Below are 21,917 nucleotides of genomic sequence, written 5' to 3' on the forward strand. Positions count from 1 at the left end.
CCGCTCCTCCTCGCCTAGCCTTGGCGGCTGTGCGGGTGTTGGAGCGCGAGTCGTGGCAGGCGTCGGCCGACGCGCACGCCGCGCGGGTCGACGCCTTCGTCGCGCCCCACCTGGCGCGTCGCTCCGAGAGCGTGAAGCACCCGGTCCACGACTTCCTCTTCACCTACTACTCGCAGCGCCCGGCCCAGCTGCGCCGCTGGCACCCGGGGTACGGCGTCGCGCTGGCCGACGCGCCCGAGTACGCACAGCTCAAGGGCTACGGCGTCTCGGCAGGCTCGACCGCCGTCGACGCGGCGTACGTCGCCTCGCAGCAGCCCCTGCTTCTCGCCCTGTCACGCCTGCTGCGGGCGACCGCCGGTCGTTCCGCGAACTTCGGGTGCTTCGGCATGCACGAGTGGGCGATGGTCTACCGGCTCTCGGAGGACGAGACCCGGCACGCCGACTGGCCGCTGCGGCTGGGTCCCGCGGGCACGGACGAGGTCGTCGAGTCGCACCGGATCGCCTGCTCGCACTTCGACGCCTACCGCTTCTTCACCCCGGCGGCCGCGCCGCTCAACACCCTGTCGCCGACGTCGGCCGACCGGGTCGAGCTCGAGCAGCCGGCCTGCCTCCACGCCGGCATGGACCTGTACAAGCATGCCTTCCGGCTGACGCCGATGATCAGCTCCGACCTGGTCGCCGACTGCTTCGAGCTGGCCCGCGACATCCGCGAGCTCGACATGCGCGCGGCGCCGTACGACCTCGCGGACCTGGGCTACTCGCCCGTCCGGGTGGAGACCGCAGCCGGCAAGGCCGAGTACGCCGAGGCCCAGCGGGTGTTCGCGTCCCGGGGCGAGCCATTGCGAGCGCGCCTGATCGAGGAGTGCGCACGGCTGCTGCTCGTCTGAGGGTGGTGGTTTCGAGGCTCAGGCCTGGCGGCCTTTCGCACCTCAACCACCGACTCGGAGTGCTGTGACAAACGTCCCAGATGGCGACTTCCGGGTTGCGGATCGACCGCGAGAGTGAGTTAGGTAAGCCTTACCTACATCCCAATCTCGGAAGGATCGACGGTGCCCCGTCCCCCTGCCCAGCACGTCTTCCACCCCGACCAGGTCGAGGAGTACGTCGCGGCGATGCGGCTCGGCGTGGACTTCCTCGCCGACACCCTGCGCCGCGTCGACGGCCCCGCGACCGGGGTGCTCCCCGAGGCGGCCGCGAAGGCGGTCACCGACGTCGACCTCGACCGCCCGCTCGGAGACCAGCGGGCCGCGCTCGAGGAGATGGGCCGGCTCTGGCTCGACGACACGATCTGGTTCCACGAGCCGTCGTACGCCGCCCACCTCAACTGCCCGGTCGTCATCCCCGCCCTGCTGGCCGAGCTGTTCGTGAGCGCGGTCAACCCGAGCCTGGACACCTACGACCAGAGCGTCGGCGGCACGTTCGTCGAGCGGCACCTGGTCGACTGGACCGCGGGCCGGATCGGCTTCGGGCCGGGCGCCGACGGCATCTTCACCAGCGGGGGCACGCAGTCCAACCTCCAGGCCCTGCTGCTCGCCCGCGACCACGCGCTCTCACTCGGCGCGGCGGCGACGGACCTGCGGATCCTCACCAGCCGCGACGGGCACTTCAGCGTGCAGAAGGCGGCACGCCTGCTCGGGCTCGGTGACGCCGCGGTCGTCACCGTCGCCACCGACGGCGACCGGCGGATGGAGCTCGGGGCCCTGAGCCGTGCCCTCGCCGAGACCGCCGACGCGGGGCTGACGCCGATGGCCGTGGTCGCCACGGCAGGCACGACCGACTTCGGCGCGATCGACCCGCTGCCCGAGATCGCGGCGCTGTGCGAGGGCTACGGCACCTGGCTGCACGTCGACGCGGCGTACGGCGGCGGCCTGCTGGTCTCCCCCACGCGCCGCGCCTGGCTGGCCGGCATCGAGCGCGCCGACTCGGTGACGGTCGACTTCCACAAGACCTGGTTCCAGCCGGTGTCGGCGAGTGCACTGATCGTCCGCGACGCCCGTCACCTCGGCCACGTGACCTGGCACGCCGACTACCTCAACCCGCACGACCCGCACGGCACCGGCCACCCCAACCAGGTCGACAAGAGCCTGCAGACCACCCGTCGCTTCGACGCGCTCAAGCTGTGGCTCACGCTGCGGGTGATGGGGCCCGACACCATCGGGGCGTACGTCGACCGGGTGGTCGACCTCGCCGCCGAGGTGGGTCGCGTCCTCGAGGCCGACCCCGACATCGAGCTCGCCGCGCGCCCGCAGCTGAGCACCGTCGTCCTGCGCCCCGCCGGTCTCACCGAGCAGCAGGCCGACGTGCTCCTGCCCGCCCTGCGCACCCGGCTCTACGAGAGCGGCCGCGCGATGGTGGCCGCCACCCGGGTCGACGGACGCCGCTGGTTGAAGCTCACCTTGCTCAACCCCCTGGCCACGGTCGACGACGTCCTGGCGATCGTCGCCGAGCTGCGCGGTGCGGCGGTGGCGCGATGAGTGGCCGCACGAGAGATTTCATCGGCATCGGCCTCGGCCCCTTCAACCTCGGCCTCGCCTGCCTCACCGACCCGCTGGACGAGCTCGACGGCGTCTTCCTCGAGGCCCGCGACGAGCTGGCCTGGCACCCGGGGATGATGCTCGACGACGCGACGCTCCAGGTCCCGTTCCTCGCCGACCTGGTGACGATGGCCGACCCGAGCTCGCGCTGGTCCTTCCTCAGCTATCTCAAGGAGACCGGCAACCTCTACCCGTTCTACATCCGGGAATCGTTCTACCCGCTGCGTCGCGAGTACGACGACTACTGCCGCTGGGCCGCCGAGCGCCTCGACAGCGTCCGCTTCGGCCAGGCAGTCACGGCCGTGGAACACAACGGGACGGCGTACGTCGTCACCACGTCGACCGGCGAGCAGCACCTCGGTCGCCGCCTCGTGCTCGGCGTCGGCACGACGCCGTACGCGCCGGAACCCTTGCAGGGCGTCGGGGTCCACTCCGCCGACTACCTGCTGCACAAGCGCGAGCTGCAGCGGCTCGGGTCGATCACGATCGTCGGCAGCGGCCAGAGCGCGGCCGAGATCTACCGCGACCTGCTCCTCGAGTGCCCCGACCACGGCTACCGCCTCACCTGGCTGACCCGCAGCCCGCGCTTCTTCCCGATGGAGTACACGAAGCTCACGCTGGAGATGACGTCGCCGGAGTACACGTCGTACTTCCACGACCTCCCGGCCGCCACCCGTGAGCGGCTCTCCCGCGAGCAGCGGTCGCTCTACAAGGGCATCAGCCGCGACCTGGTCGACGAGATCTTCGACCTGCACTACCAGCTCCGGGTCCAGGGCGACGGCCCGCACACCACCCTCGTCACCAACACGACCGTCACCGGGGTGGCGCGCGACGGGGCCTACGAGCTCTCCTGCCACCACGACGAGACCGGCGAGGACTTCACGCTGCGCACCGAGGGACTCGTGCTCGCGACCGGGTACGCCGCGCAGGTGCCGGACTTCCTCGACCCGGTCCGCGACCGGATCCGGTGGGACGAGCGAGGTCGCTACGACGTCGCCCGCGACTACACGATCGACCGCGCCGGCCGCGAGATCTTCGTGCAGAACGCCGAGGAGCACACGCACGGGCTGGCCGCACCCGACCTGGGCATGGGCGCCTACCGCAACTCGGTGATCATCGCCGCGCTGACCGGGCGAGAGGTCTACCCGATCGAGAAGCGGATCGCCGTGCAGAGCTTCGGGGTGCCGCGATGAGGACGACCATCGAGCCGATCGACCTGGACGCCGACCTGCCGCTGCTGCACACCTGGGTGACGCACCCCCGCAGCGTCTTCTGGGAGATGCAGGACGCGACCGTCGCCGACGTGGCCTCGGAGTACCGGCTGATCGAGGAGAACCCCCACCACCACGCGTGGTTGGGCCGTGTCGACGGAGCGCCAGCCTTCCTCGCCGAGACCTACGACCCGCTGCACTCGGAGCTCGCGGGCCTGCCCGAGCTGCGCCCCGGCGACCTCGGCATGCACGTGCTCGTCGCACCGACCGACTCCCCCGTCCACGGCTTCACCCGCCAGGTGTTCGCCGCCGTGCTGGCGCACTGCTTCGCCGACCCCGCCGTACGCCGCGTCGTCGTCGAGCCCGACGCCCGCAACGAGCGGATCCGCGCGCTCAACCGGGAGTTCGGCTTCCGCGAGCTGCGCACGATCACCCTGCCGACCAAGGAGGCGACCTTGTCCGTCCTCGAGAGCGACCACCTCACTCCGGAGAACCTCGCCGCTGCCCAGCGGCACCTGGTCACCAAGGCGATCAGCGAGTACGCCCACGAGCGGCTGCTCACACCCGTCGCCGACGGCGACACGTGGCTCGTCACCACCCCAGCCGGCGACACGACGTACACCTTCACCGCCGAGCGCCTCGCGCTCGACCACTGGGCTGTCGACGCCGCATCGGTGGTCCGGACCCTGAAGGACGAGCCGGCCGACCTCGACGTGCAGGAGCTCGTGGCCGAGCTCGCCGAGGTGCTCGGCATCCCCGACGCGCTGCTGCCGACCTACCTGGAGGAGCTGGCCGCCACCCTCGCCTCGACGTGCTGGAAGCTGCAGCACTCGACCGTCACCGCCGAGGACCTGCTGTCCGCCGACTACCAGGCGATCGAGGCGGCGATGACCGAGGGGCACCCGGGGTTCGTCGCCAACAACGGCCGGGTCGGGTTCGGCGCCGACGACTACGCGGCGTACGCGCCCGAGACCGGCAGCACCGTCCGCCTGCACTGGCTCGCGGCGCGCCGTGAGCACACCCGGCTGTCGCTGGGCGAGGGCATGGCGACGCCGTACGACGAACGGGTGCTGGTCGACCACGGCCTCGATCCGCAGGAGTACGTGCTGATCCCGGTGCACCCGTGGCAGTGGCACAACAAGATCGCGATCACGTTCGCGCCGGACCTGGCGCGACGCGACCTCGTGCACCTGGGCGAGGGGCCGGACGACTACCGCGCCCAGCAGTCGATCCGGACCTTCTTCAACACGACCGACCCGACCGCGCCGTACGTGAAGACGGCACTGTCGATCCAGAACATGGGGTTCATGCGTGGCCTGTCGCCGCGCTACATGGCGGCGACGCCGGCGATCAACGACTGGGTGCACGCGCTGGTCGCCGCCGACCCGACCCTGCAGGCGCTCGGGTTCACCGTGCTGCGCGAGCGTGCGGCGGTCGGCTACACCGGGGACGCCTACCACCGGCTGGCCGGGCGCTCGGCGTACCAGAAGATGATCGCGGCGCTCTGGCGCGAGAGTCCGGTCCCGGCACTCGCGGACGGCGAGCGGCTCGCGACGATGGCCGCGCTCCTGCACCGCGACGCCGGCGGCCGCTCGCTGGCCGCGGCGATGATCGAGTCTTCGACGCTGGACGCGCGGGCCTGGGTGCGCTGCTACCTGGACGCCTACCTGCTGCCGGTCGCGCACTGCCTGCTCGCGCACGACCTGGCGTTCATGCCGCACGGCGAGAACCTCGTGCTGGTGCTGCGCGACCAGGTGCCCGTGCGCGCGGTCATGAAGGACATCGGCGAGGAGGTCGCGGTCATGTCCCTCGACCGCGACCTGCCGGACGACGTCGAGCGGATCCGCGTCGACGTCGAACCCGACGTGAAGGCGCTCGCGCTGCACACCGACGTGTTCGACGGGGTGCTGCGTCACCTCGCCGCGATCCTGCACGTCGACGGCGTGCTCGACGAGGGCGAGTTCTGGGCCGAGGTCGCCGGTCGCCTGCGCCGGCACGCCGCGGACCATCCCGAGCTCGCGGACGCGGCGGCGGCGTACGACTTCTTCCGCCCGACCTTCCGGCACAGCTGCCTCAACCGGCTCCAGCTGCGCAACACCCTGGAGATGGTCGACATCGCCGACCAGAGTCAGTCGCTCATCTACGCCGGGACGCTGGATAATCCGATCGCATGAGCTCCCGGATGACCGAGATCAGCATCGACTGCGCCGACCCGGACCGGCTCGCCGACTTCTGGTGCGGCGTGCTGGGCTATGCCGTGCTCGACCGGGAGGACGGGCTGGTCGAGATCGGTCCCCCGGACCGGCCGGACGCCGAGCTGCTCGACGCCGTCCGCCGTGGACCGGTGCCGCCGACGATCTTCCTCGCTCGCGTGCCCGAGGCGAAGACGGTCAAGAACCGACTGCACTTCGACGTCTCGCCGGTCGACGGCACCCAGGCCGAGGAGATCGCCCGGATCGAGGCCCTCGGGGCGACCCGCGCCGACGTCGGTCAGAGCGGCGACGAGTCGTGGGTGGTCCTGGCGGACCCGGAGGGCAACGAGTTCTGCGTGCTGCGCAGCCTGGCGCCGGGCGAGTTCGACCTAGGGTAGGGGGATGCGCCTCGGACGCCTGCTGCTCGCCGCCCTGCTCGGCCTGGTGCTCGTCGGCTCGCTGACGACCGCCGTGCACGCCGATCCGCGGTGGGTCTTCTACTCGAACGACAAGACCCGCTACGAGTCGCCCTGGTTCAAGGGCGCGCACCGGATCATGGTGCCGTTCGGGTGCACCAGCGCGCCGTACTACTCCCCCGACTCCCGGTGCAGCGGCGACCGCGGCTTCCACCACGGCCTCGACATCGCGATGCCCTGCGGCACGCCGTTGTACGCCGGTCGCCCGTTCCGGGTCGTGTCGAACGACTCGCTCGGACCGGCGTACGGCGTGAACCCGCTGCTGCTGCGCAACCGCAAGCTGGGCTGGGACCTGGTCATCGGCCACACCCGCAAGGTCTACGTGCGCGAGGGCCAGGTCGTGAGGCGCGGAACCCTGTTCGCCCGCGCCAACGACAGCGGCGCGCCCGACGGCTGCCACCTGCACTTCGAGCAGCGCGCCGTCGGCGGTGGGCTGTCCACTGCAACCTGGCCGCGGCCGCTGCTCGCACTCACCCCGCACCAGAAGTCGTGAGCGACGAGCGGGTCCTGTCCCACTTCCTGGGCGCCGACGGCCGCCTGCACACCATCCCGTCCAAGCACGCGAAGCTCCTCGTCGTGCTCGACCACCTCGCGCAGTCGTTCGAGCCCGGACAGCGCTACGAGGAGGCCGAGGTCAATCTCGTCCTGCGCCGCTTCCACGACGACTACGCTGCGCTGCGGCGCTACCTGGTCGAGAACGACTTCCTGACCCGGGAGGCGGGCATCTACTGGCGCAGCGGCGGGAAGTTCGAGGTCTGACATGGGTGGCTTCCGGCCGGCAGCGCTCACGGCGTACGCGGTCGGTGCCGTCATGTGGGGCGTGCTCGCGATCGTCCTCGGAGGCCTGCGCCTGCACGACGAGTGGGTGACCTACCAGTTCCTCCGGGACGTGCAGGGCGGCGCGAGCTTCGTGATCGCCACGTCGGACTGGGACAGCACGCTGCTCCTCGCGCCGCTTCTCGGCGTCGTGTTCCTCGCTGTCTCGGTCGTCTGGCTCGCGGCAGCGACCTGGCTGCGAGCGCCGCGACATCTCGCGGCCGTCGGAGCGATCATCGTGCTTGCGATCGGGTCCTGCGGAACCCTCATCACCGTCGAGCGTCAACGCTGGCAAGGGCCGTCGACCGAGCCCCATCTGCTGACCCCCACGACCGTTGCCGCCCTCGTGCTGGTCCTCGACGGTATCGCCGCGCTCGCTGTCTCGTGGTGGTCCCTGCGCACCGATCAGTCTCAGGAGTCCTCGGGATCACAACCCGTGCAAGCCAACTCCTGACGAAAGAGGCTGACATGGGCACGATCGTGATCAACACCAACCTGACGCTCGACGGCGTGGTCGAGGACCCGACCGGCGAGGAGGGACTCGACCGCGGCGGCTGGTTCGACTCGACGATGGGGGCCGACCGCGCCGCCTGGGCCGAGGTCGAGGCCGCCGAGGCGGAGGCCACCGCCGCGATCCTGATGGGCCGCCGCAGCTACGACTGGTTCGCCCGGCGGTGGCAGGAACGACCCGGGCCATGGGCCGACCGGCTGCGCGCCGCGCCGAAGTACGTCGTGACGTCGAGCGACCACGACCTGGTCTGGGACAACACGACCGTCCTCGACGGCGACCCGGTCGAGGCGGTCAAGAGACTGCGTGACGAGGTCGACGGCGAGGTCGTCGTCTACGCGAGCCGGCAACTGGTGCAGGTGCTGCTCGAGCACGACCTCGTCGACCAGATCCGTCTGATCGTGCTCCCGACCGTGCTGGGCGCCGGTCTGCGGCTCTTCGGCGAGACCACGTCCCCGGTGCCGGTGCGGCTGGTCGACTGCCGGGTCATCGGGGACGGGTTGGCGTTCCTGACGTACGACGTCAGCCGGCAGCCTTCTTGATCAGAGCCTCGATCTTCGTCGCGCCAGCGTCGTCGAGCGTCGTGATCGCGTACTCCGTCGGCCACATCGTGCCGTCGTCCAACCGGGCGCCGTCGTTGAAGCCCAGGGTGGCGTAGCGGGCGCCGAACTTCGCCGCCGGCTTGAAGAAGACGATCGCCTTGCCGTCACGGCCGTACGCCGGCATGCCGTACCAGGTCTTGGCGTCCAGCTCCGGCGCGACGGCGGTGACGATCGCGTGGATGCGCTCGGCCAGGACCCGGTCGGCGTCCTCCATCTCGGCGATCTTGTCGAGCTGGTTCTGCAGGTCGTCGGCCTTCTTCGCGCCCTTCTTGCCCTCGGCCTTGAGCTCTGCGGCGCGCTCCTTCATGGCCGCCTTCTCGGCGTCGGTGAACCCGGTCTGCTTCGTGGTCTTCGTGTCAGTGGTCATGCTCCGACGCTAGAAGTGCGGTCGGAAACTCGCTTCTCGATTCCTGACCGCTTCGCTAGCGTCGAGCGATGACCGCAGCGTTCGTGGCTCTGGAGTTCGACGCCGCCGATGCGGGCCGGCTCGCCCGGTTCTGGGCCGGCGTCCTGGGCCGAGATATCGCTCCGGACGGCGTCACGCTGCTGCCGGACGGGGATCCCGGGTTCGAGATCCGCTTCGTCCCGAACCCGGAGCCGAAGGTGCGCCCGAACCAGATGCACTTCGACCTGACCAGCTCGTCGCTGGCGGACCAGCAGGCGACGGTCGAGCGAGCGCTCGATCTCGGCGGCCGGCACCTCGACGTCGGTCAGCTCCCGGAAGAGGACCACGTCGTGCTCGCCGACCCCGAGGGCAACGAGTTCTGCGTCGTCGGGCCCGACAACGGCTTCCTCCGCGACACGGGAGTCATCGGCTGCCTCTCGTGCGACGGCAGCCGAGCCGTCGGCCTCTTCTGGCACGAGATCCTGGGCTGGCCGCTGGTCTGGGACGAAGGTGAGGAGACCGCGATCCAGTCGCCCCGCGGCGGCTCCAAGATCAGCTGGGGCGGGCCGCAGGACCGGGCCAAGACCGGCGCCAACCGCCTGCGCCCCGTCCTTGCCGTGACCGACGTCGACCGACTCCTCGACCTGGGTGCGACCCACGTCGACGGCACGACGTACGCCGACCCGGACGGCAACGAGCTCCACCTGTCAGGCACCGACGAGCATGTCGGCGCCTGACCAACCCGCGCAGCCCGGACGGGCTATGGAGCACTCGCGTGCCTCGGGGAGATCATGAGTGATTGGTCTCTTCTGACGAAGGAGGCTCGGGCATGGGCGTTCGGACGCGTGGCTGTGTCCTCACGGTGTCGATCGCCGGGCTCGCCGCGGTGCTGGCCGGCCTCGGTGGGTGCTCGGAGGAGGACACGAAGAAGCGAGGGGCGTCACGGGACCGGTTGCCGTCGACCGCCGTCGCCACCTCGGGACCCGAGGGAACAGCGACCACGGCGCGTGCCGGACCGGTGAGGGTGCTCTGCGGCAACCGGCGGGCGACCCTGATCGGCACGTCGGGTGCCGATCACCTCCACGGAACGCGCGGGCGCGACGTCATCGCGTCCCTCGGGGGCGACGACGTCATCGACAGGTTGGGACCCCGCGACCGGGTGTGCGCCGGACCTGGTGATGACAGGGTCGATGCCACGCGTGCGACATGGAGCACCGATGAGATCGACCTCGGACCCGGGGACGACCAGGTCCGGATGATCGAGGCAGTGGACACCCTCGGAGGTCCTGGCGCAGACCGCATCGTCGTCGTTCGCGGATCAGGCTCGTTCTCCGGAGGCCCTGGGAAGGACTTCCTGCGCGCCGTCTCGGCCCGACAGCCTCACGGCTATCCCGAGAACGCACCCTGCCTCACCTACCGCCACGCCCGGCGCCCCGTGCACGTCGACCTCGAGGCGGGCAGAGCTCGCGGCCAGGGGCAGGACACGGTGATCGGTTTCCATTGCGTGCACGGCAGCAGGTACGGCGACGTCATCGTCGGGACCGACACCAGGGACGGCATCACCTCGGGGGGTGGCGACGACCTGGTCCGCACCGGCCCGGGACCCGATGCGGTCGCCACCGGCGGGGGCGACGACCGCGTCTACCTCGGCCCCGGCTTCGACTACGCCAACGGCGAGTGGGGCGACGACCGCCTGTACGGCGGGGACGGCCCCGACGTGCTCGAAGGATGGTCGCAGAGCGACTACGTCGAGGGCGGCCCGGGCAACGACCAGGTCTATGGCGCGATCTTCTGCGCCATCGGGGGCAACAGCTACGACACCGCGGGGCTCATGGACGGCGCCCCGGACGAGCTGTTCGGCGGACCGGGCGACGACTGGCTGGTCGGCGACAAGGGCAACGACCGGATCGACGGGGACTCCGGGTACGACCAGGCGCAGCCCGGTTACCACGACGGACGCATCGACTGGGTCGAAGGAGTCGAGCGGCTCGTCGAGGGCTGCCTGACCAGCGCCTTCATGGACAAGCCCTTCGACCCGACGGACACGTCGTACTTCGACTGACGGGCGGACGATCAGCTGCGGTCGATCATCGCCTGCATGGCCTCGGGGTAGCGGTCCCCCTCGACCTTGACGCTGTCGGACGCAGCGGTCAGGTCGGCCAGGTCCTCGGGGGCGAGGTCGAGGTCGGCGGCGCCGAGGTTCTCGTCGAGCCGCTCGATCCGCCGGGTCCCCGGGATCGGCACGATCCACGGCTTCTGCGCGAGCAGCCAGGCCAGCGCGACCTGGCCCGGCGTGGCGCCGAGGCGGGCGGCGATCGCCGTGACCTTGTCGACGAGCTCGAGGTTGGTGGCGAGGGCCTCGGGGGTGAACCGCGGCAGCGTGGAGCGGACGTCGTCGTCGCCGAAGGTGGATCCGGCGCTGACCTGGCCCGTCAGCAGGCCGCGACCGAGCGGGCTGAACGGCACGAACCCGATGCCGAGCTCCTCGACCGTGGCGAGCACCGAGTCCTCGGGCTCGCGCCAGAAGAGGGAGTACTCGCTCTGGAGCGCCGTGACCGGCTGGACGGCGTGCGCCCGCCGGATGGTGGTCGGGCCGGCCTCGGACAGCCCGAAGTGACGGACCTTGCCCGCCCCGATGAGCTCCTTGACGGTGCCGGCGACGTCCTCGATCGGCACGTCGGGGTCGACCCGGTGCTGGTAGAGCAGGTCGATGACGTCGGTGCGCAGCCGCCGCAGCGAGCCGTCGACCGCGGCGCGGATGTGGTCCGGCCGGCTGTTCACGCCGCCCTCGTGGTCGCCCTCGTGGACGGCGAAGCCGAACTTCGTCGCGATGACGACCCGGTCGCGCACGGGCTCGAGCGCCTCGCCCACGACCTCCTCGTTGACGAACGGGCCGTACACCTCGGCGGTGTCGAAGAACGTGACGCCGTGCTCGACCGCCTCACGGAGGAAGTCGATCATCACGGGCCGGTCCGGGGACGGGCCGAAGCTCTGGCTGATGCCCATGCAGCCGAGGCCGAGGGGCGAGACGGTGAGGTCGTTCCCGAGGGTGCGCGTGGTCATCTGACCACCCTAGGACCCCCTTCCAGCACCCGGATCCCGTCGACGACGATCGTGAGCCCCAGGTCGAAGTCGGAGTCGTCGCGGGGCGCATCGTCGATGGCGCCGACCGACCCCGCCTGGAGGTGGGTCTGCTCGTCGACGGCATGGCCGAACACAAAGTGCAGCAGGGTGCGCGCGGCGGTCGGCACCAGGTCCGCGTCGAGGCCGCCGTCGGCCAGGGCAGCCGCCAGCTCGTCGTACGGCGTGGCGGCGCCGAGCCCGAAGGAGCGGACGGTCGCGACCAGCTCGGCCCCGTCACGGTAGGCGAGCATCGCGTCGCGGAGCTCGGTGCACACGGCCTCGACCCGCTCGTCCCACGCGGACGGCCTCGGCGTACGACGCCCGCGCGTCAGGATCTCGTCGGCGACGGCCGCGAGCAGCTGCTGCTTGTTGGGGAAGTGGTGGTAGAGCGCGCTCGGCTGGACGCCGAGCTCGCCGCCCAGCCGGCGCATGGTCAGGTCGGCGAGGCCGTAGGTGTCGAGCACGGCCAGCGCCCGGTCGACGATGTCGTCGCGGTGGTAGCGCACGTCACACCCTTCCCGTCGAACTACTCCTCGGTCACGATTGACCGGGGTCGGTCCGAACCCTAACCTGAACGGCGTTCACCTGAACACCGTTCAGGTCCGTCCGAAGGAACCGAGCATGACGATGTCCGAGACGCCCACCGCCTCCCCCGAGACGACCTCAGCCCCGCGGCAGCGCTCCAGCGCGACCGACCTCGCGCTGATCGCCGCCTTCGCCGCACTGATCGCCGCCTGCGCCGTGATCGGCGGCATCCCTGTCGGGGGCGCCGGCGTCGACATCACCCTGCAGACCTTCGGCGTGCTGCTCGCCGGCTGCGTGCTGGGCGCGGTCCGCGGCTTCCTGTCGGTCAGCCTCTACCTGCTGCTCGGCGCGATCGGTCTGCCGGTCTTCGCCGGCCACACCGGCGGGCTCGCGGTGTTCACCGGCGTCTCCGCGGGCTACCTGTGGTCGTTCCCGTTCGCAGCCGCGCTGGCCGGCTTCCTCGTCCAGTACGTCTTCGGCGCCTACCGCACCCGCGCGGTCTTCGTCTTCGTCGCCGCGATGGCCGGCACCGTGCTCAACCACGTCTGCGGGATCGTCGGCATGAAGATCTACCTCGACGTCACGTGGAGCGACGCGATCAAGTTCGACGCGCCGTTCTGGGTCGGCGACATCATCAAGTCGCTCTTCGTCGCCGTCGTCGCCGCCGAGGTGCACCGCGCCTTCCCGCGCCTGCTCGGGCGGCGCTGAACACTCGATGCCACGGATCGAGCTCGAGGCGGCGGGAGTCACCGCCCCGGGCCCTGACGGCGACGTCGTCATCCTCGAGCCGACGACACTCGACCTCACCGAGCAGCGGATCGGCCTGATCGGCGCCAACGGCTCCGGCAAGTCGACGCTCGTCCGGCTGGTCAACGGCCTCGTGACGCCGACGTCCGGCCGGGTGCTCGTGGACGGGCTCGACGTCGCGCGCGAGGGTGCCGCCGTACGCCGGCGGGTGGGCTTCTGCTTCACCGACCCCTCGGCGCAGCTGGTCATGCCGACCTGCGTCGAGGACGTCGAGCTGTCGCTGCGCCGGTCGGTCCGCAACGCCGCGGAGCGGCACCTTCGGGCACTCGAGGTGCTGGACCGGTTCGGCCTGGGGCCGCAGGCGACGCTGAGCGTGCACAGCCTGTCCGGCGGCCAGCGCCAGCTCCTGGCCCTGGCCGGCGTGCTCGCCACCGAGCCCTCGATCCTCGTGACCGACGAGCCGACCACCCTCCTCGACCTCGCGAACACGCGGCGGGTGGCGGAGGTGCTCCTCGGACTCCCCCAGCAGCTGCTGCTGGTGACCCACGACCTCGACCTCGCCCGGCGCTGCGACCGGGTGCTGGTGGTGGAGGACGCGCGGGTGCGCTTCGACGGTCCGGCCGAGGACGCGATCGCCGACTACGTCTCGACGGTGCCATGAACCCGTCGTACCTCTTCGGGGTCTACCAGCCCGGCACCTCTCCCCTGCACCGCGCGTGGATCGGGGCGAAGGTCGGCGGGCTCGCGATCTTCAGCCTGGCCGTGGTGCTGGTGCGGAGCATGCCGGCGGCGTTCGGCTTCCTGGCGGTCGCCGTGGTCGCCGCGCTCATCGCTCGGATCGACCTCCGGCTGCTGCTCCGGTCGCTGCGCCCGGTGCTCATCGGTGCGCTGATCTTCGCAGCGCTGCAGTGGCTGCTCTACGGACCGGTGAAGGCGACGGAGACGCTCGTCGACCTGGTCGCGCTGGCGCTGGCCGCGATCGTGGTCAGCTCGACGTCGCCGGTCAACGCGATGCTCGACGCCTTCATCCGCTGGATCACGCCTCTGCGCCACGTCGGGGTCGACCCCGAACGGGTCGCGCTCGCCTTCGGCCTGGCCATCCAGGCCCTGCCCGGCACCGTCGCCCTCGCGCTCGAGACCCGCGACGCCGCCCGGGCGCGCGGGATCCGGCACCCCCGGGCGTTCCTCACGCCGTTCGTGATCCGGGTCGTCGCTCGGGCCCACGAGACCGGCGACGCCCTGCACGCGCGCGGCATCGGCGACGACTGAGCGGCCGAGCCGGCCGGCGGTGAGCCAGCAACCGAAACGGCCCCGCCCTCGCCCAAGAACGGTTGCCTGCTCACCGCTGCCCGGTCAGCCGGGCCGTGAGGGCCAGCCAGCGCGAGGACACGCGGGTCAGTGTGGCGGATGCTGGGCGAGCCAGTCGGCAGCGCGCCGCTTCGACGCGCGGGCGAGCCAGGCGTCCTGGACCACCTCGGCGACCTCGTCGCGGGTCAGCTCGCCGATGCGGCTGCCGCGCAGCAGGACGGACGGGTGGCCGTCGAAGTGCGGCGTGGTGAAGAACGGCGTGGACTCGTCGAGCACCATCGCCTCCTTGTCGACCTCGTCGGCGACCCAGAAGACGATGACGTCGTCGTACCGCTCCCCTGTCTCGGGGTCGAACGCGTCGGGCCGGCGCGAGCGGAAGAACACGAACGACTTCCCGCCCACCTGGTAGACGGGGCGCTCGGCGTCCGGGTCGTAGGCGACCGCGTGCGGCATCGCGAGGGCGATGTCGTGCACGTCCTGGACCCGGGCCCTGCGTGACCGGGGGCTCATCCCGAGTAGGGCACCTCGCTCCGCCAGTCGGCCTCGTCCTGGTGGGCCGCGGCCCAGATCGCCTCGGCGACCCGGTCGGGGGTGAACGCGCCATCCCGCGCAAGCGTGCCGCGGACCGTCACCGACACGGCGCGGATCCCGTCGTCCTTCAACGTCGTGTCGAGGCTGTGCACGAGGTTGCGTACGCCGGCCTTCTGCACGCCGAGCGACGCCGCCTGGTGCCACGGCTTGTCGGCGGCCATGCTGCCGGTCACCGTCACCCGCCCGCCCGCGGACATGAACGGTCGCGCGGCCTGGACCGCCGTCAGCAGCGCGCCGACGCCGAGCGCGACGTCGTCGAGGAGCTCGTCGACCGTGAGCTCGAGCGGGTGCCTCTCGCGGAAGGCACTGGGGTTGAAGTGGAGCACGTCGATCCGGTCGGCGAACCCGCCGAACCGCTGGATCGCCGCCGTCGTCTCCGCCACGTCCGTCACGTCGACCACCGTGCGGCCGACGGCCGCGCCGAGCGCCTCGAGCTCGCTCGCCAGGTCGACGAGCTGCTGCTCGTCGATGCCGAGCAGCCCGACGTCGTACCCCTCGCGCGCGAAGCGGCGTGCCACGGAGCCGCTCACGCCCGGTCCTGCTCCGACGACCACGATCACGGGACGACTCATGCGTCCACCCTCTCACCCGCGCGATCGGTCGTGCCTGCGGTGCAGGACGTCATCAGCGGAAGTCGATGGGAGTGTTCCAGGCCGCGCCCGAGCCGGGGTCCTTGCGCTTCCCGCACCGCGGGCACACGAGCGTGACGACCTGACCCTCGTCGTTGTACTCGCGCCTGAATCTCTTGCCGGGGACGTGGTACCCGACCAGGCACAGCAGGCGCGCTGCGCTGGACACGAGATCCATGATGCACCCGTGCCGCGCTGGTCACCATCCTGGTGGCCTCCGATCCGCCCACGGGGCGGCGGCCTCGACCTGCGCGGCCAGCGCCAGCAGCAGCTCCTCCTCGGCCGGCCGGGCCGCGAGCATCACGCCGACGGGGAGTCCCTCCGGGGTCCAGTGCAGCGGCAGCGAGACCGCCGGCATGCCCGTCACGTTCCAGGCGGAGGTCCAGGGCGTGAACGCCTTCTGCGCGTCGAAGTCGGCCTGCGGGTCGGCGTCGTCGCGCATCGCACCGACCAGCACCGGCGGGGTCGCCAGCGTCGGCGTCAGCACCGCGTCGTACGGCGCGAGCGCGGTCAGGGCGTCGGCGGCGAAGCGTCGCATCGCGCCGATGGCGAGCCCGAACTCGGGTCCGCTCACCGCCCGGCCCTGCGCGGAGAGCCAGCGGGTCAGCGGGCGGAGCAGGTGCTCCTTCTCGGGCGGTACGACGGAGAGCGCGGTCAGCACCGCCCAGCAGGTCTCGAAGACCGGGACCGCCTCGCGTGGCAGCGGGACCGGCACGTCCTCGACCTCGTGACCGAGCGACTCCAGGAGGCGGGAGGCGTCCTCCCAGGCGCCCTGGCACTCCGGGTCGACGGGGGTGTCGGTGATGACCGGTGTGATGAACCGACCGATCCGCAGCCGCCCCGGATCGCGGCGGCTGGCCGCCAGGAAGCTCTCGGAGGGAGGTGGCGCCCAGGACGGATCTCCCACCCGACGACCGGCGAGCACGTCGAGCATCGCCGCCGCGTCGGCCACGGTCCGCGTGATCGGCCCGGCCGTGGCCAGACCCACCGGGTCGCCGTACATGGGGTGACCACTGATCCGCCCGCGCGTCGGCTTCAGGCCGACCAGGCCGCAGCAGGAGGCCGGGATCCGGATCGAGCCGCCACCGTCCGAGCCCTGGGCGAGCGGGACCAGTCCGGCGGCGACGGCCGCGGCCGCTCCCCCGGACGATCCGCCCGCCGTCCGGGTGCGGTCCCAGGGCGTCACGGCCGGCGGCGCCACGTCGGGCTCGGTGTAGCAGGGCGAGCCGAACTCGGGCGCGTTCGTCTTGCCGAGGCTGACCAGTCCCGCCGCCTCGAGGGAAAGGGTGACGCCGTCGGAGACCTCGGGCACGTAGTCGGCGAAGGCCGCCGAGCCGAAGGTGGTGCGAACGCCCGCGGTCGGGTTGAGGTCCTTGATCGCGGTGGGGACGCCGAAGAGCGGCCCGTCCTCGCCCCCGGGCACGAGGCCGGCGGCACGCTCGCGGGCCAGCTCGGGGGTGAGCGTGACGAACGCGCCGACCGAGTCGAGCCGGTCGGCGCGTTCGAGGTAGTGCTCGGTGAGCTCGAGCGGCGACACCTCGCGGCGGCGCACCAGGTCGCCCTGCTCGAGCGCGGTCAGGTCATGGAGTTCGGCCACGACCCGACGCTAGCCCCCTGCCGGGGGCGCCGATATCAGGCGGCGGCCTGCTCGGCGTCGTAGTCGACGAGCACGCGCACGGCGTTGGTCAGCCGGGCGAGCACGTCGGGGTCGGTCAGCACGTCGACCTCGAGGGCCGACTGCGAGACGGTGACGTCCTCGACGACCTTCGCGCCGGCGATCCCGGCGGAGCGGACGGCGTCCGCGTGCGCCCACTGGCCGCCGTACGGCGTGGGGGTCACGCCCACGACGCCGAACGGCTTGCCGACCAGCGCGCCCGCGCCGTACGGCCGCGAGAGCCAGTCGATGGCGTTGCTGAGGACGGCGGGCATCCGGCCGTTGTACTCCGGGGTGACGGCCAGCACGCGGTCGGCGCGGGAGACCTGGTCGCGCAGCCGGGCGGCGGTCGCGGGGATGTCGTCCGGGGTGTCGAGGTCCTGGTTGTAGAAGGGCACCTCGCCCAGGCCGTCGATGATCTCGATGGTGACGTCCTGCGGGGCCTGCGCGCGCAGCACCTCGGCGAGCTGGCGGTTCACGGAGTCGCTGCGGAGGCTGCCGACGAGGACGGCGATGCTGGTGTTGGTCATGACGATCAAAACGGACCGCAGTCCGTTTTCTATTCCGAGGCGCGGGGTGGCCTGGCTCACTAGGCTCGGCCGACGATGTCCGAGCCACACCTGCTCCCGCTCCTCGGCGCTCCCCCGCAGGAGCGCCGCGACGCCGCGCGCAACCGGGAACGGCTGCTCGACGCGGCGAAGGAGCTCGTCGAACAGGTCGGCGCGCACGCCGTCACCATGGACGCGGTCGCGAGCGCGGCCGGCGTCGGCAAGGGCACCCTCTTCCGCCGCTTCGAGTCCCGGGAGGGGCTGATGGCGGCGGTGCTCGACCACTCGGAGACCGAGTGGCAGGCACGGGTGATGAGCGGCCCGCCGCCGCTCGGCCCCGGCGCCGACGCCTGGGACCGGCTGCTCGCGTTCGGCCGCACCCGGCTCGAGACCACCCTGCTGCACGCCGAGCTGATCCGGGAGGCCGGCCGGTCCGGAGCGCGTGCGTCGGGCGCCTACTCGTTCGCGGCCACCCACGTGCGCTACCTGCTCTCGCAGCTCGGGGTCAGCGGCGACGTACCCCTGCTCGCGGTCGCGATCCTGGCCCCGCTCGAGCTGCCGATCCTCGAGCAGGTCTCGCTGGACGGCTTCCCGGTCGACCGCTTCTACGACGGCTGGGTCGACCTGGTCGGTCGCATCGTCACGCCTCCTGGCGCCGCAGCCCGAACGTGACGCCGTCCACGAGCGCGCCCCACGACGCCTCGATCACGTTGGCGCCGACGCCGACCGTGACCCAGGACGCCTCGCCGTCGGTGGTCTCGATCAGCACCCGCGTGATGGCGTCGGTGCCGTGCCCCTGGTCGAGGATGCGGACCTTGTAGTCGATCAGCTCGAACTTCGCGACGCCCGGGTAGGCCAGGCCGATCGCCTCGCGCAGCGCCTGGTCGAGGGCGTTGACCGGGCCGTTGCCCTCGCCGGTCTGCACGTAGCGGACGCCGTCGGCCCGGAGCTTCACGGTCGCCTCCGAGACGGCGTCGGCCCCGGGCCGGGTCTCGGTGATCACGCGCCACGACTCGACCTCGAAGTACGACGGGCGGGCGCCCTCCACCTCCTCGACGAGCAGCAGCTCGAACGACGCGTCGGCGGCCTCGAACGTGTAGCCACGGTTCTCGAGCACCTTGACGCGCTCGGTGATCCGGGTGACGAGCTCCCGGTCTCCGGACAGGTCGAAGCCGAGCTCGCGGCCCTTCAGCTCGATCGACGCCCGGCCCGCCATGTCCGAGACGAGCAGCCTCATGTCGTTGCCGACGCCCGACGGGTCCATGTGCTGGTAGAGGTCCGGGTCCACCTTGATCGCGCTCGCGTGCAGGCCGGCCTTGTGGGTGAACGCCGAGCTGCCGACGTACGGCTGCCGCGACGCGGGCGGGAAGTTCGTCACCTCGGCGACCGCGTGCGCGATCCGGGTGGCCTCGCCCAGCAGGCCCTGCGGCAGCACCCGCCTGTCCAGCTTGAGCTCGAGGTTCGCGACCACGGAGACCAGGTCGGCGTTGCCGGTGCGCTCGCCGTAGCCGTTGATCGTGCCCTGCACGTGCGTCGCGCCGGCGTCGACCGCAGCCAGGGTGTTGGCGACGGCGCAGCCCGTGTCGTTGTGGCAGTGGATGCCGACCCGCACCTGGGCGTGCTCGCGGACGTCGTGGACGACGTCGGCGACCCAGCCGGGCAGCATCCCGCCGTTGGTGTCGCACAGCGCGATCACCTCGGCGCCGGCGCCGTACGCCGTGCGCAGCACCTCGAGCGCGTAGTCGCGGTTGGCGCGGTAGCCGTCGAAGAAGTGCTCGGCGTCGAGGAAGACCGTCTGCCCCTCCTCGCGCAGGTGGGTGACGGTGTCGCGGATCATCGCGAGGTTCTCCTCGAGCGTGGTCCGCAGGGCGAGCTCGACGTGCCGGTCGTGCGACTTGGCCACCAGCGTCACGACGCTCGCACCGCTGTCGCGCAGCGCGGCGACCAGCGGGTCGTCGGCGGCCCGCACCCCGGCGCGCCGGGTCGCGCCGAACGCGGCCAGCCGGGCGTTGCGCAGGTCGAGCTCGTCGACCGCACGCCGGAAGAACTCGGTGTCCTTGGGGTTGGCCCCCGGCCAGCCGCCCTCGATGTACCCGACCCCGAGGTCGTCGAGCTGGCGCGCGATCGACAGCTTGTCGGCGACGGAGAGGCTCAGCCCCTCCTGCTGGGCGCCGTCGCGCAGGGTGGTGTCGTAGACGTGGAAGTCGCCGTGCAGGTCCATCGGTGTCGCTCTCGTGTGGGCTGGTTCGGAGCACAAAAAAACCTCTCGGAGTACGAGAGGTGGGCGCGTCGGGCTTCCCGTTTCGGGGAGCGGCGACGCGCTAGGAAATAATGATCATGCTGTGATGCACGTCGCCATCGTGCCACGCCGACCGCGTCACCGACCAGGGATCTCGGCATGAGGACGACCGTTCGCGGGGCTCCAGCTCGCGCCGCTGACGTCCGCGCGGAAGCCGAGGACGCCGGCGCCGATCAGCACCACGACCAAGGCGACCACCCACCGTCGTGGCTTCGCGGCGAGCGGGTTGACCACCCAGCCGACCGGCCCGCGCAGCCGCGAGCCGCCCGGTCCCCACCACAGCGAGGCGGCGAGCACCAGGCCGCAGACGAAGAGCGCCACCTCGACGCCGGTCGCGATGGCGTAGCAGACCAGCGCCGCGGCGGAGGCCAGCCCGAGCGCCCAGAGCCCGAGCAGCACCGCCCCGGGGATCGACTGCACCAGGTGCCAGGGCGCGGCGACGAGCAGCTGCACCCCGTCGTACCACTTGCGCCCGCGGAACTGGCGGCGCTGGCCGTGCGCCGAGGCGGCCAGGGAGATGCTGCGGGTCAGCCAGGTCAGGACCAGCAGGAGGGCGACGCTCAGCCAGGGGTACGCCGCGGCGCCGGCTCCGGCCGCGAGCGAGAGTGCGCCGAGCAGGCTGCCCCGTCGGAGCCGCTCGGCCAGCGGCACCGGCGGGTCCTGCCACTCGCCTGCGGACCACTCAACCGGCGCGAGCTCCGTCGCGCCCTCGGGCGGCAGCGCCAGCGTGAAGGGCTCCGGGGTGTCGTGCCCGGGCCAGACGTCGGTCTCGTCGTCGGCGCCCGCCTGGGAGGCGAGGGCGAGCGGGACCGTGTAGGGATCGTGCTCGACGGCGGCGGGCGGCGCGACCGGCGGCGCATCGCGCCGGGTGGTCAGCGGCCGCAGCCAGGCCAGGATCTGGGCGAGGGTCGGCCGGTTGCGCGGCTCGGGGTCGAGCGCCGACGCGACGACCTGCCGCAGGTCGTCCGGCAGCCCGGTGAGGTCGAACTGCCCGCGCCGGACCCGGTCCATGATCGCCATCGACGGCCCCCGGCCGAACGGCGGGTGGCCGAGGCCGGCATAGGCGACGGTCGCCGCCCAGGAGTGCACGTCGGAGGCGGCGGTGGCGTCCTCGCCGTACAGGATCTCCGGCGCGAGGTAGCCCGGCGTGCCGAGCAGCCAGCCGGTGTGGGTGAGCTTGGGGTCGTCGGCGACCCGCGCCAGCCCGAAGTCGATGAGGATCGGGGTGCGGCCCTCCATCAGGACGTTGGACGGCTTCACGTCGCGGTGCAGCACGCCGACGGCATGGACGGACGTGATGCCCTCGGCGAGCCCCGCGGCGAACCAGTAGAGGTCCGGGCCCTCGATCGCCCCGTCCTCGACGATCAGGTCGTGGAGGGACAGCCCGGGAACGTAGCGGGTGGCGACGTACGGGACCGGCGCCCACGGGTCGGCGTCGACGATCCCGGCGACCCAGGGGCTGGTGACGCGCTGGAGCGACGCGACCTCGCGTGCGAGTCGCTGCCGGGCCTCGTCGTCCCCGACGATGTGCGGCCGGAGGACCTTGAGCGCCACCCGCTCGCCGTCACCGCGCCGGGCCAGGTGCACGACACCCATCCCGCCCTCGCCGAGCTTGGTCAGCAGGGTGTACCCGCCGATGGTCGACCGGTCGGTCGAGCCGTCGGGTGAGGGGGACGTCGTCACGGCCCGAGGCTACCCGTGAGCGAGCCGGTTGCCCGGGAGGTGAGCACCCCCTGACGCCACGTGCCTCGATCGAAGTAAGGTAAGGC

The 21,917-nt window shown here is 71.9% G+C and carries 25 protein-coding genes; 15 read left to right on the forward strand and 10 right to left on the reverse strand.

The window, feature by feature from the left end; translation table 11 throughout:
• Positions 1–29 precede the first annotated feature (29 nt).
• From ASC77_RS04835 to ASC77_RS04875, 9 genes are all read left to right on the forward strand, one after another.
• Positions 30–887 carry a hypothetical protein gene (locus ASC77_RS04835; RefSeq protein ID WP_056149305.1) on the forward strand — a complete coding sequence of 286 codons (858 nt, stop codon included), beginning with the start codon at positions 30–32 and terminating at the stop codon, positions 885–887.
• A gap of 162 nt (positions 888–1,049) precedes the next feature.
• Positions 1,050–2,474, forward strand: coding sequence for a pyridoxal phosphate-dependent decarboxylase family protein (locus ASC77_RS04840; RefSeq protein WP_235547448.1), 1,425 nt, complete (start codon positions 1,050–1,052; stop codon positions 2,472–2,474).
• Positions 2,471–3,727: a lysine N(6)-hydroxylase/L-ornithine N(5)-oxygenase family protein gene (locus ASC77_RS04845; protein ID WP_056149307.1), complete on the forward strand. Its 1,257-nt coding sequence runs from the start codon at positions 2,471–2,473 to the stop codon at positions 3,725–3,727. The genes ASC77_RS04840 and ASC77_RS04845 overlap by 4 nt, the downstream gene beginning before the upstream one ends.
• Positions 3,724–5,919 (forward strand): GNAT family N-acetyltransferase, encoded by a 2,196-nt coding sequence (locus ASC77_RS04850; protein ID WP_056149310.1) that lies wholly within the window; start codon positions 3,724–3,726, stop codon positions 5,917–5,919. Before ASC77_RS04845 ends, ASC77_RS04850 begins: the two co-directional genes overlap by 4 nt.
• Positions 5,916–6,335, forward strand: coding sequence for a VOC family protein (locus ASC77_RS04855; RefSeq protein ID WP_056149312.1), 420 nt, complete (start codon positions 5,916–5,918; stop codon positions 6,333–6,335). The genes ASC77_RS04850 and ASC77_RS04855 overlap by 4 nt, the downstream gene beginning before the upstream one ends.
• A 4-nt stretch (positions 6,336–6,339) precedes the next feature.
• On the forward strand, positions 6,340–6,906 hold the full coding sequence (locus ASC77_RS04860) for a M23 family metallopeptidase (RefSeq protein WP_056149314.1): 567 nt from the start codon (positions 6,340–6,342) through the stop codon (positions 6,904–6,906).
• Positions 6,903–7,172: a DUF2087 domain-containing protein gene (locus ASC77_RS04865; RefSeq protein ID WP_056149316.1), complete on the forward strand. Its 270-nt coding sequence runs from the start codon at positions 6,903–6,905 to the stop codon at positions 7,170–7,172. Before ASC77_RS04860 ends, ASC77_RS04865 begins: the two co-directional genes overlap by 4 nt.
• Positions 7,173–7,233: 61 nt before the next feature.
• Positions 7,234–7,683, forward strand: a complete 450-nt coding sequence (locus tag ASC77_RS04870; RefSeq protein ID WP_156390912.1) for a hypothetical protein — start codon at positions 7,234–7,236, stop codon at positions 7,681–7,683.
• A gap of 14 nt (positions 7,684–7,697) precedes the next feature.
• Complete coding sequence (locus ASC77_RS04875; protein ID WP_056149320.1) at positions 7,698–8,279, forward strand: dihydrofolate reductase family protein; 582 nt, start codon at positions 7,698–7,700, stop codon at positions 8,277–8,279.
• Here ASC77_RS04875 and ASC77_RS04880 read toward each other — a convergent pair.
• A complete protein-coding gene (locus ASC77_RS04880) occupies positions 8,260–8,706 on the reverse strand; it encodes an iron chaperone (RefSeq protein WP_056149322.1) in 447 nt (148 codons plus the stop codon). The two genes, ASC77_RS04875 and ASC77_RS04880, sit on opposite strands and share 20 nt — an antisense overlap.
• A gap of 68 nt (positions 8,707–8,774) precedes the next feature.
• On the opposite strand from ASC77_RS04880, the gene ASC77_RS04885 reads away from it, so the two are divergent.
• Together ASC77_RS04885 and ASC77_RS04890 are read left to right on the forward strand one after the other, a co-directional pair.
• Positions 8,775–9,461: a VOC family protein gene (locus ASC77_RS04885; RefSeq protein ID WP_056149324.1), complete on the forward strand. Its 687-nt coding sequence runs from the start codon at positions 8,775–8,777 to the stop codon at positions 9,459–9,461.
• 92 nt (positions 9,462–9,553) lie between these two features.
• The gene (locus ASC77_RS04890) at positions 9,554–10,786 is read left to right on the forward strand and encodes a calcium-binding protein (RefSeq protein WP_056149326.1); all 1,233 of its coding nucleotides are present in this window, start codon (positions 9,554–9,556) and stop codon (positions 10,784–10,786) included.
• A gap of 11 nt (positions 10,787–10,797) precedes the next feature.
• Here the strand turns inward: ASC77_RS04890 and ASC77_RS04895 are convergent, their stop codons facing one another.
• Both ASC77_RS04895 and ASC77_RS04900 read right to left on the reverse strand, forming a co-directional pair.
• Positions 10,798–11,787, reverse strand: a complete 990-nt coding sequence (locus ASC77_RS04895) for an aldo/keto reductase (RefSeq protein ID WP_056149328.1) — start codon at positions 11,785–11,787, stop codon at positions 10,798–10,800.
• The gene (locus ASC77_RS04900) at positions 11,784–12,353 is read right to left on the reverse strand and encodes a TetR/AcrR family transcriptional regulator C-terminal domain-containing protein (RefSeq protein WP_056149329.1); all 570 of its coding nucleotides are present in this window, start codon (positions 12,351–12,353) and stop codon (positions 11,784–11,786) included. Before ASC77_RS04900 ends, ASC77_RS04895 begins: the two co-directional genes overlap by 4 nt.
• 115 nt (positions 12,354–12,468) lie before the next feature.
• On the opposite strand from ASC77_RS04900, the gene ASC77_RS04905 reads away from it, so the two are divergent.
• The 3 genes from ASC77_RS04905 to ASC77_RS04915 are packed head-to-tail and all read left to right on the forward strand — an operon-like array spanning position 12,469 to position 14,388.
• A complete protein-coding gene (locus tag ASC77_RS04905) occupies positions 12,469–13,080 on the forward strand; it encodes a biotin transporter BioY (protein ID WP_056149331.1) in 612 nt (203 codons plus the stop codon).
• Positions 13,081–13,087: 7 nt separating this feature from the next.
• Positions 13,088–13,780, forward strand: coding sequence for an energy-coupling factor ABC transporter ATP-binding protein (locus ASC77_RS04910; RefSeq protein WP_056149333.1), 693 nt, complete (start codon positions 13,088–13,090; stop codon positions 13,778–13,780).
• Positions 13,777–14,388 carry a cobalt transporter gene (locus tag ASC77_RS04915; protein ID WP_056149335.1) on the forward strand — a complete coding sequence of 204 codons (612 nt, stop codon included), beginning with the start codon at positions 13,777–13,779 and terminating at the stop codon, positions 14,386–14,388. The genes ASC77_RS04910 and ASC77_RS04915 overlap by 4 nt, the downstream gene beginning before the upstream one ends.
• A gap of 126 nt (positions 14,389–14,514) precedes the next feature.
• Here the strand turns inward: ASC77_RS04915 and ASC77_RS04920 are convergent, their stop codons facing one another.
• Genes ASC77_RS04920 through ASC77_RS04940 form a run of 5 tightly spaced genes read right to left on the reverse strand, consistent with a single transcriptional unit; the run spans position 14,515 to position 17,831 of the window.
• Complete coding sequence (locus tag ASC77_RS04920; protein WP_056149337.1) at positions 14,515–14,937, reverse strand: MmcQ/YjbR family DNA-binding protein; 423 nt, start codon at positions 14,935–14,937, stop codon at positions 14,515–14,517.
• Complete coding sequence (locus ASC77_RS04925) at positions 14,934–15,590, reverse strand: SDR family oxidoreductase (RefSeq protein WP_056149339.1); 657 nt, start codon at positions 15,588–15,590, stop codon at positions 14,934–14,936. The genes ASC77_RS04920 and ASC77_RS04925 overlap by 4 nt, the downstream gene beginning before the upstream one ends.
• Positions 15,591–15,642: 52 nt before the next feature.
• Positions 15,643–15,816, reverse strand: a complete 174-nt coding sequence (locus tag ASC77_RS04930) for a hypothetical protein (RefSeq protein ID WP_156390913.1) — start codon at positions 15,814–15,816, stop codon at positions 15,643–15,645.
• A gap of 30 nt (positions 15,817–15,846) precedes the next feature.
• Positions 15,847–17,244 carry an amidase gene (locus ASC77_RS04935; RefSeq protein ID WP_056149343.1) on the reverse strand — a complete coding sequence of 466 codons (1,398 nt, stop codon included), beginning with the start codon at positions 17,242–17,244 and terminating at the stop codon, positions 15,847–15,849.
• A 35-nt stretch (positions 17,245–17,279) separates the two neighbouring features.
• Positions 17,280–17,831 (reverse strand): NAD(P)H-dependent oxidoreductase, encoded by a 552-nt coding sequence (locus ASC77_RS04940; RefSeq protein ID WP_056149344.1) that lies wholly within the window; start codon positions 17,829–17,831, stop codon positions 17,280–17,282.
• 75 nt (positions 17,832–17,906) lie between these two features.
• Here ASC77_RS04940 and ASC77_RS04945 point away from each other — a divergent pair, with 75 nt between their 5' ends.
• Positions 17,907–18,521: a TetR/AcrR family transcriptional regulator gene (locus ASC77_RS04945; protein WP_056149347.1), complete on the forward strand. Its 615-nt coding sequence runs from the start codon at positions 17,907–17,909 to the stop codon at positions 18,519–18,521.
• On the opposite strand, the gene cimA is transcribed toward ASC77_RS04945, so the two are convergent.
• Complete coding sequence (gene cimA, locus ASC77_RS04950) at positions 18,490–20,070, reverse strand: citramalate synthase (protein WP_056149349.1); 1,581 nt, start codon at positions 20,068–20,070, stop codon at positions 18,490–18,492. The genes ASC77_RS04945 and cimA overlap by 32 nt on opposite strands.
• Before the next feature lie 156 nt (positions 20,071–20,226).
• Positions 20,227–21,831, reverse strand: a complete 1,605-nt coding sequence (locus tag ASC77_RS04955) for a serine/threonine-protein kinase (RefSeq protein ID WP_056149351.1) — start codon at positions 21,829–21,831, stop codon at positions 20,227–20,229.
• Positions 21,832–21,917: the final 86 nt, after the last annotated feature.

Source organism: Nocardioides sp. Root1257, assembly GCF_001425175.1.
In the GTDB taxonomy this organism is placed as follows: Bacteria; Actinomycetota; Actinomycetes; order Propionibacteriales; family Nocardioidaceae; genus Nocardioides.

What these genes read in the sequence shown, in the direction of transcription:
- ASC77_RS04920 (WP_056149337.1), bottom strand. Translation starts at nt 14,937, where the DNA reads ATGAGCCCCCGGTCACGCAGGGCCCGGGTCCAGGACGTGCACGACATC.
- ASC77_RS04940 (WP_056149344.1), bottom strand. Translation starts at nt 17,831, where the DNA reads ATGACCAACACCAGCATCGCCGTCCTCGTCGGCAGCCTCCGCAGCGAC.
- ASC77_RS04845 (WP_056149307.1), top strand. Translation starts at nt 2,471, where the DNA reads ATGAGTGGCCGCACGAGAGATTTCATCGGCATCGGCCTCGGCCCCTTC.
- ASC77_RS04855 (WP_056149312.1), top strand. Translation starts at nt 5,916, where the DNA reads ATGAGCTCCCGGATGACCGAGATCAGCATCGACTGCGCCGACCCGGAC.
- ASC77_RS04915 (WP_056149335.1), top strand. Translation starts at nt 13,777, where the DNA reads ATGAACCCGTCGTACCTCTTCGGGGTCTACCAGCCCGGCACCTCTCCC.
- ASC77_RS04860 (WP_056149314.1), top strand. Translation starts at nt 6,340, where the DNA reads ATGCGCCTCGGACGCCTGCTGCTCGCCGCCCTGCTCGGCCTGGTGCTC.
- ASC77_RS04905 (WP_056149331.1), top strand. Translation starts at nt 12,469, where the DNA reads ATGACGATGTCCGAGACGCCCACCGCCTCCCCCGAGACGACCTCAGCC.
- ASC77_RS04875 (WP_056149320.1), top strand. Translation starts at nt 7,698, where the DNA reads ATGGGCACGATCGTGATCAACACCAACCTGACGCTCGACGGCGTGGTC.
- ASC77_RS04890 (WP_056149326.1), top strand. Translation starts at nt 9,554, where the DNA reads ATGGGCGTTCGGACGCGTGGCTGTGTCCTCACGGTGTCGATCGCCGGG.
- ASC77_RS04850 (WP_056149310.1), top strand. Translation starts at nt 3,724, where the DNA reads ATGAGGACGACCATCGAGCCGATCGACCTGGACGCCGACCTGCCGCTG.
- ASC77_RS04945 (WP_056149347.1), top strand. Translation starts at nt 17,907, where the DNA reads ATGTCCGAGCCACACCTGCTCCCGCTCCTCGGCGCTCCCCCGCAGGAG.
- ASC77_RS04910 (WP_056149333.1), top strand. Translation starts at nt 13,088, where the DNA reads ATGCCACGGATCGAGCTCGAGGCGGCGGGAGTCACCGCCCCGGGCCCT.
- ASC77_RS04885 (WP_056149324.1), top strand. Translation starts at nt 8,775, where the DNA reads ATGACCGCAGCGTTCGTGGCTCTGGAGTTCGACGCCGCCGATGCGGGC.
- cimA (WP_056149349.1), bottom strand. Translation starts at nt 20,070, where the DNA reads ATGGACCTGCACGGCGACTTCCACGTCTACGACACCACCCTGCGCGAC.
- ASC77_RS04925 (WP_056149339.1), bottom strand. Translation starts at nt 15,590, where the DNA reads ATGAGTCGTCCCGTGATCGTGGTCGTCGGAGCAGGACCGGGCGTGAGC.
- ASC77_RS04880 (WP_056149322.1), bottom strand. Translation starts at nt 8,706, where the DNA reads ATGACCACTGACACGAAGACCACGAAGCAGACCGGGTTCACCGACGCC.
- ASC77_RS04895 (WP_056149328.1), bottom strand. Translation starts at nt 11,787, where the DNA reads ATGACCACGCGCACCCTCGGGAACGACCTCACCGTCTCGCCCCTCGGC.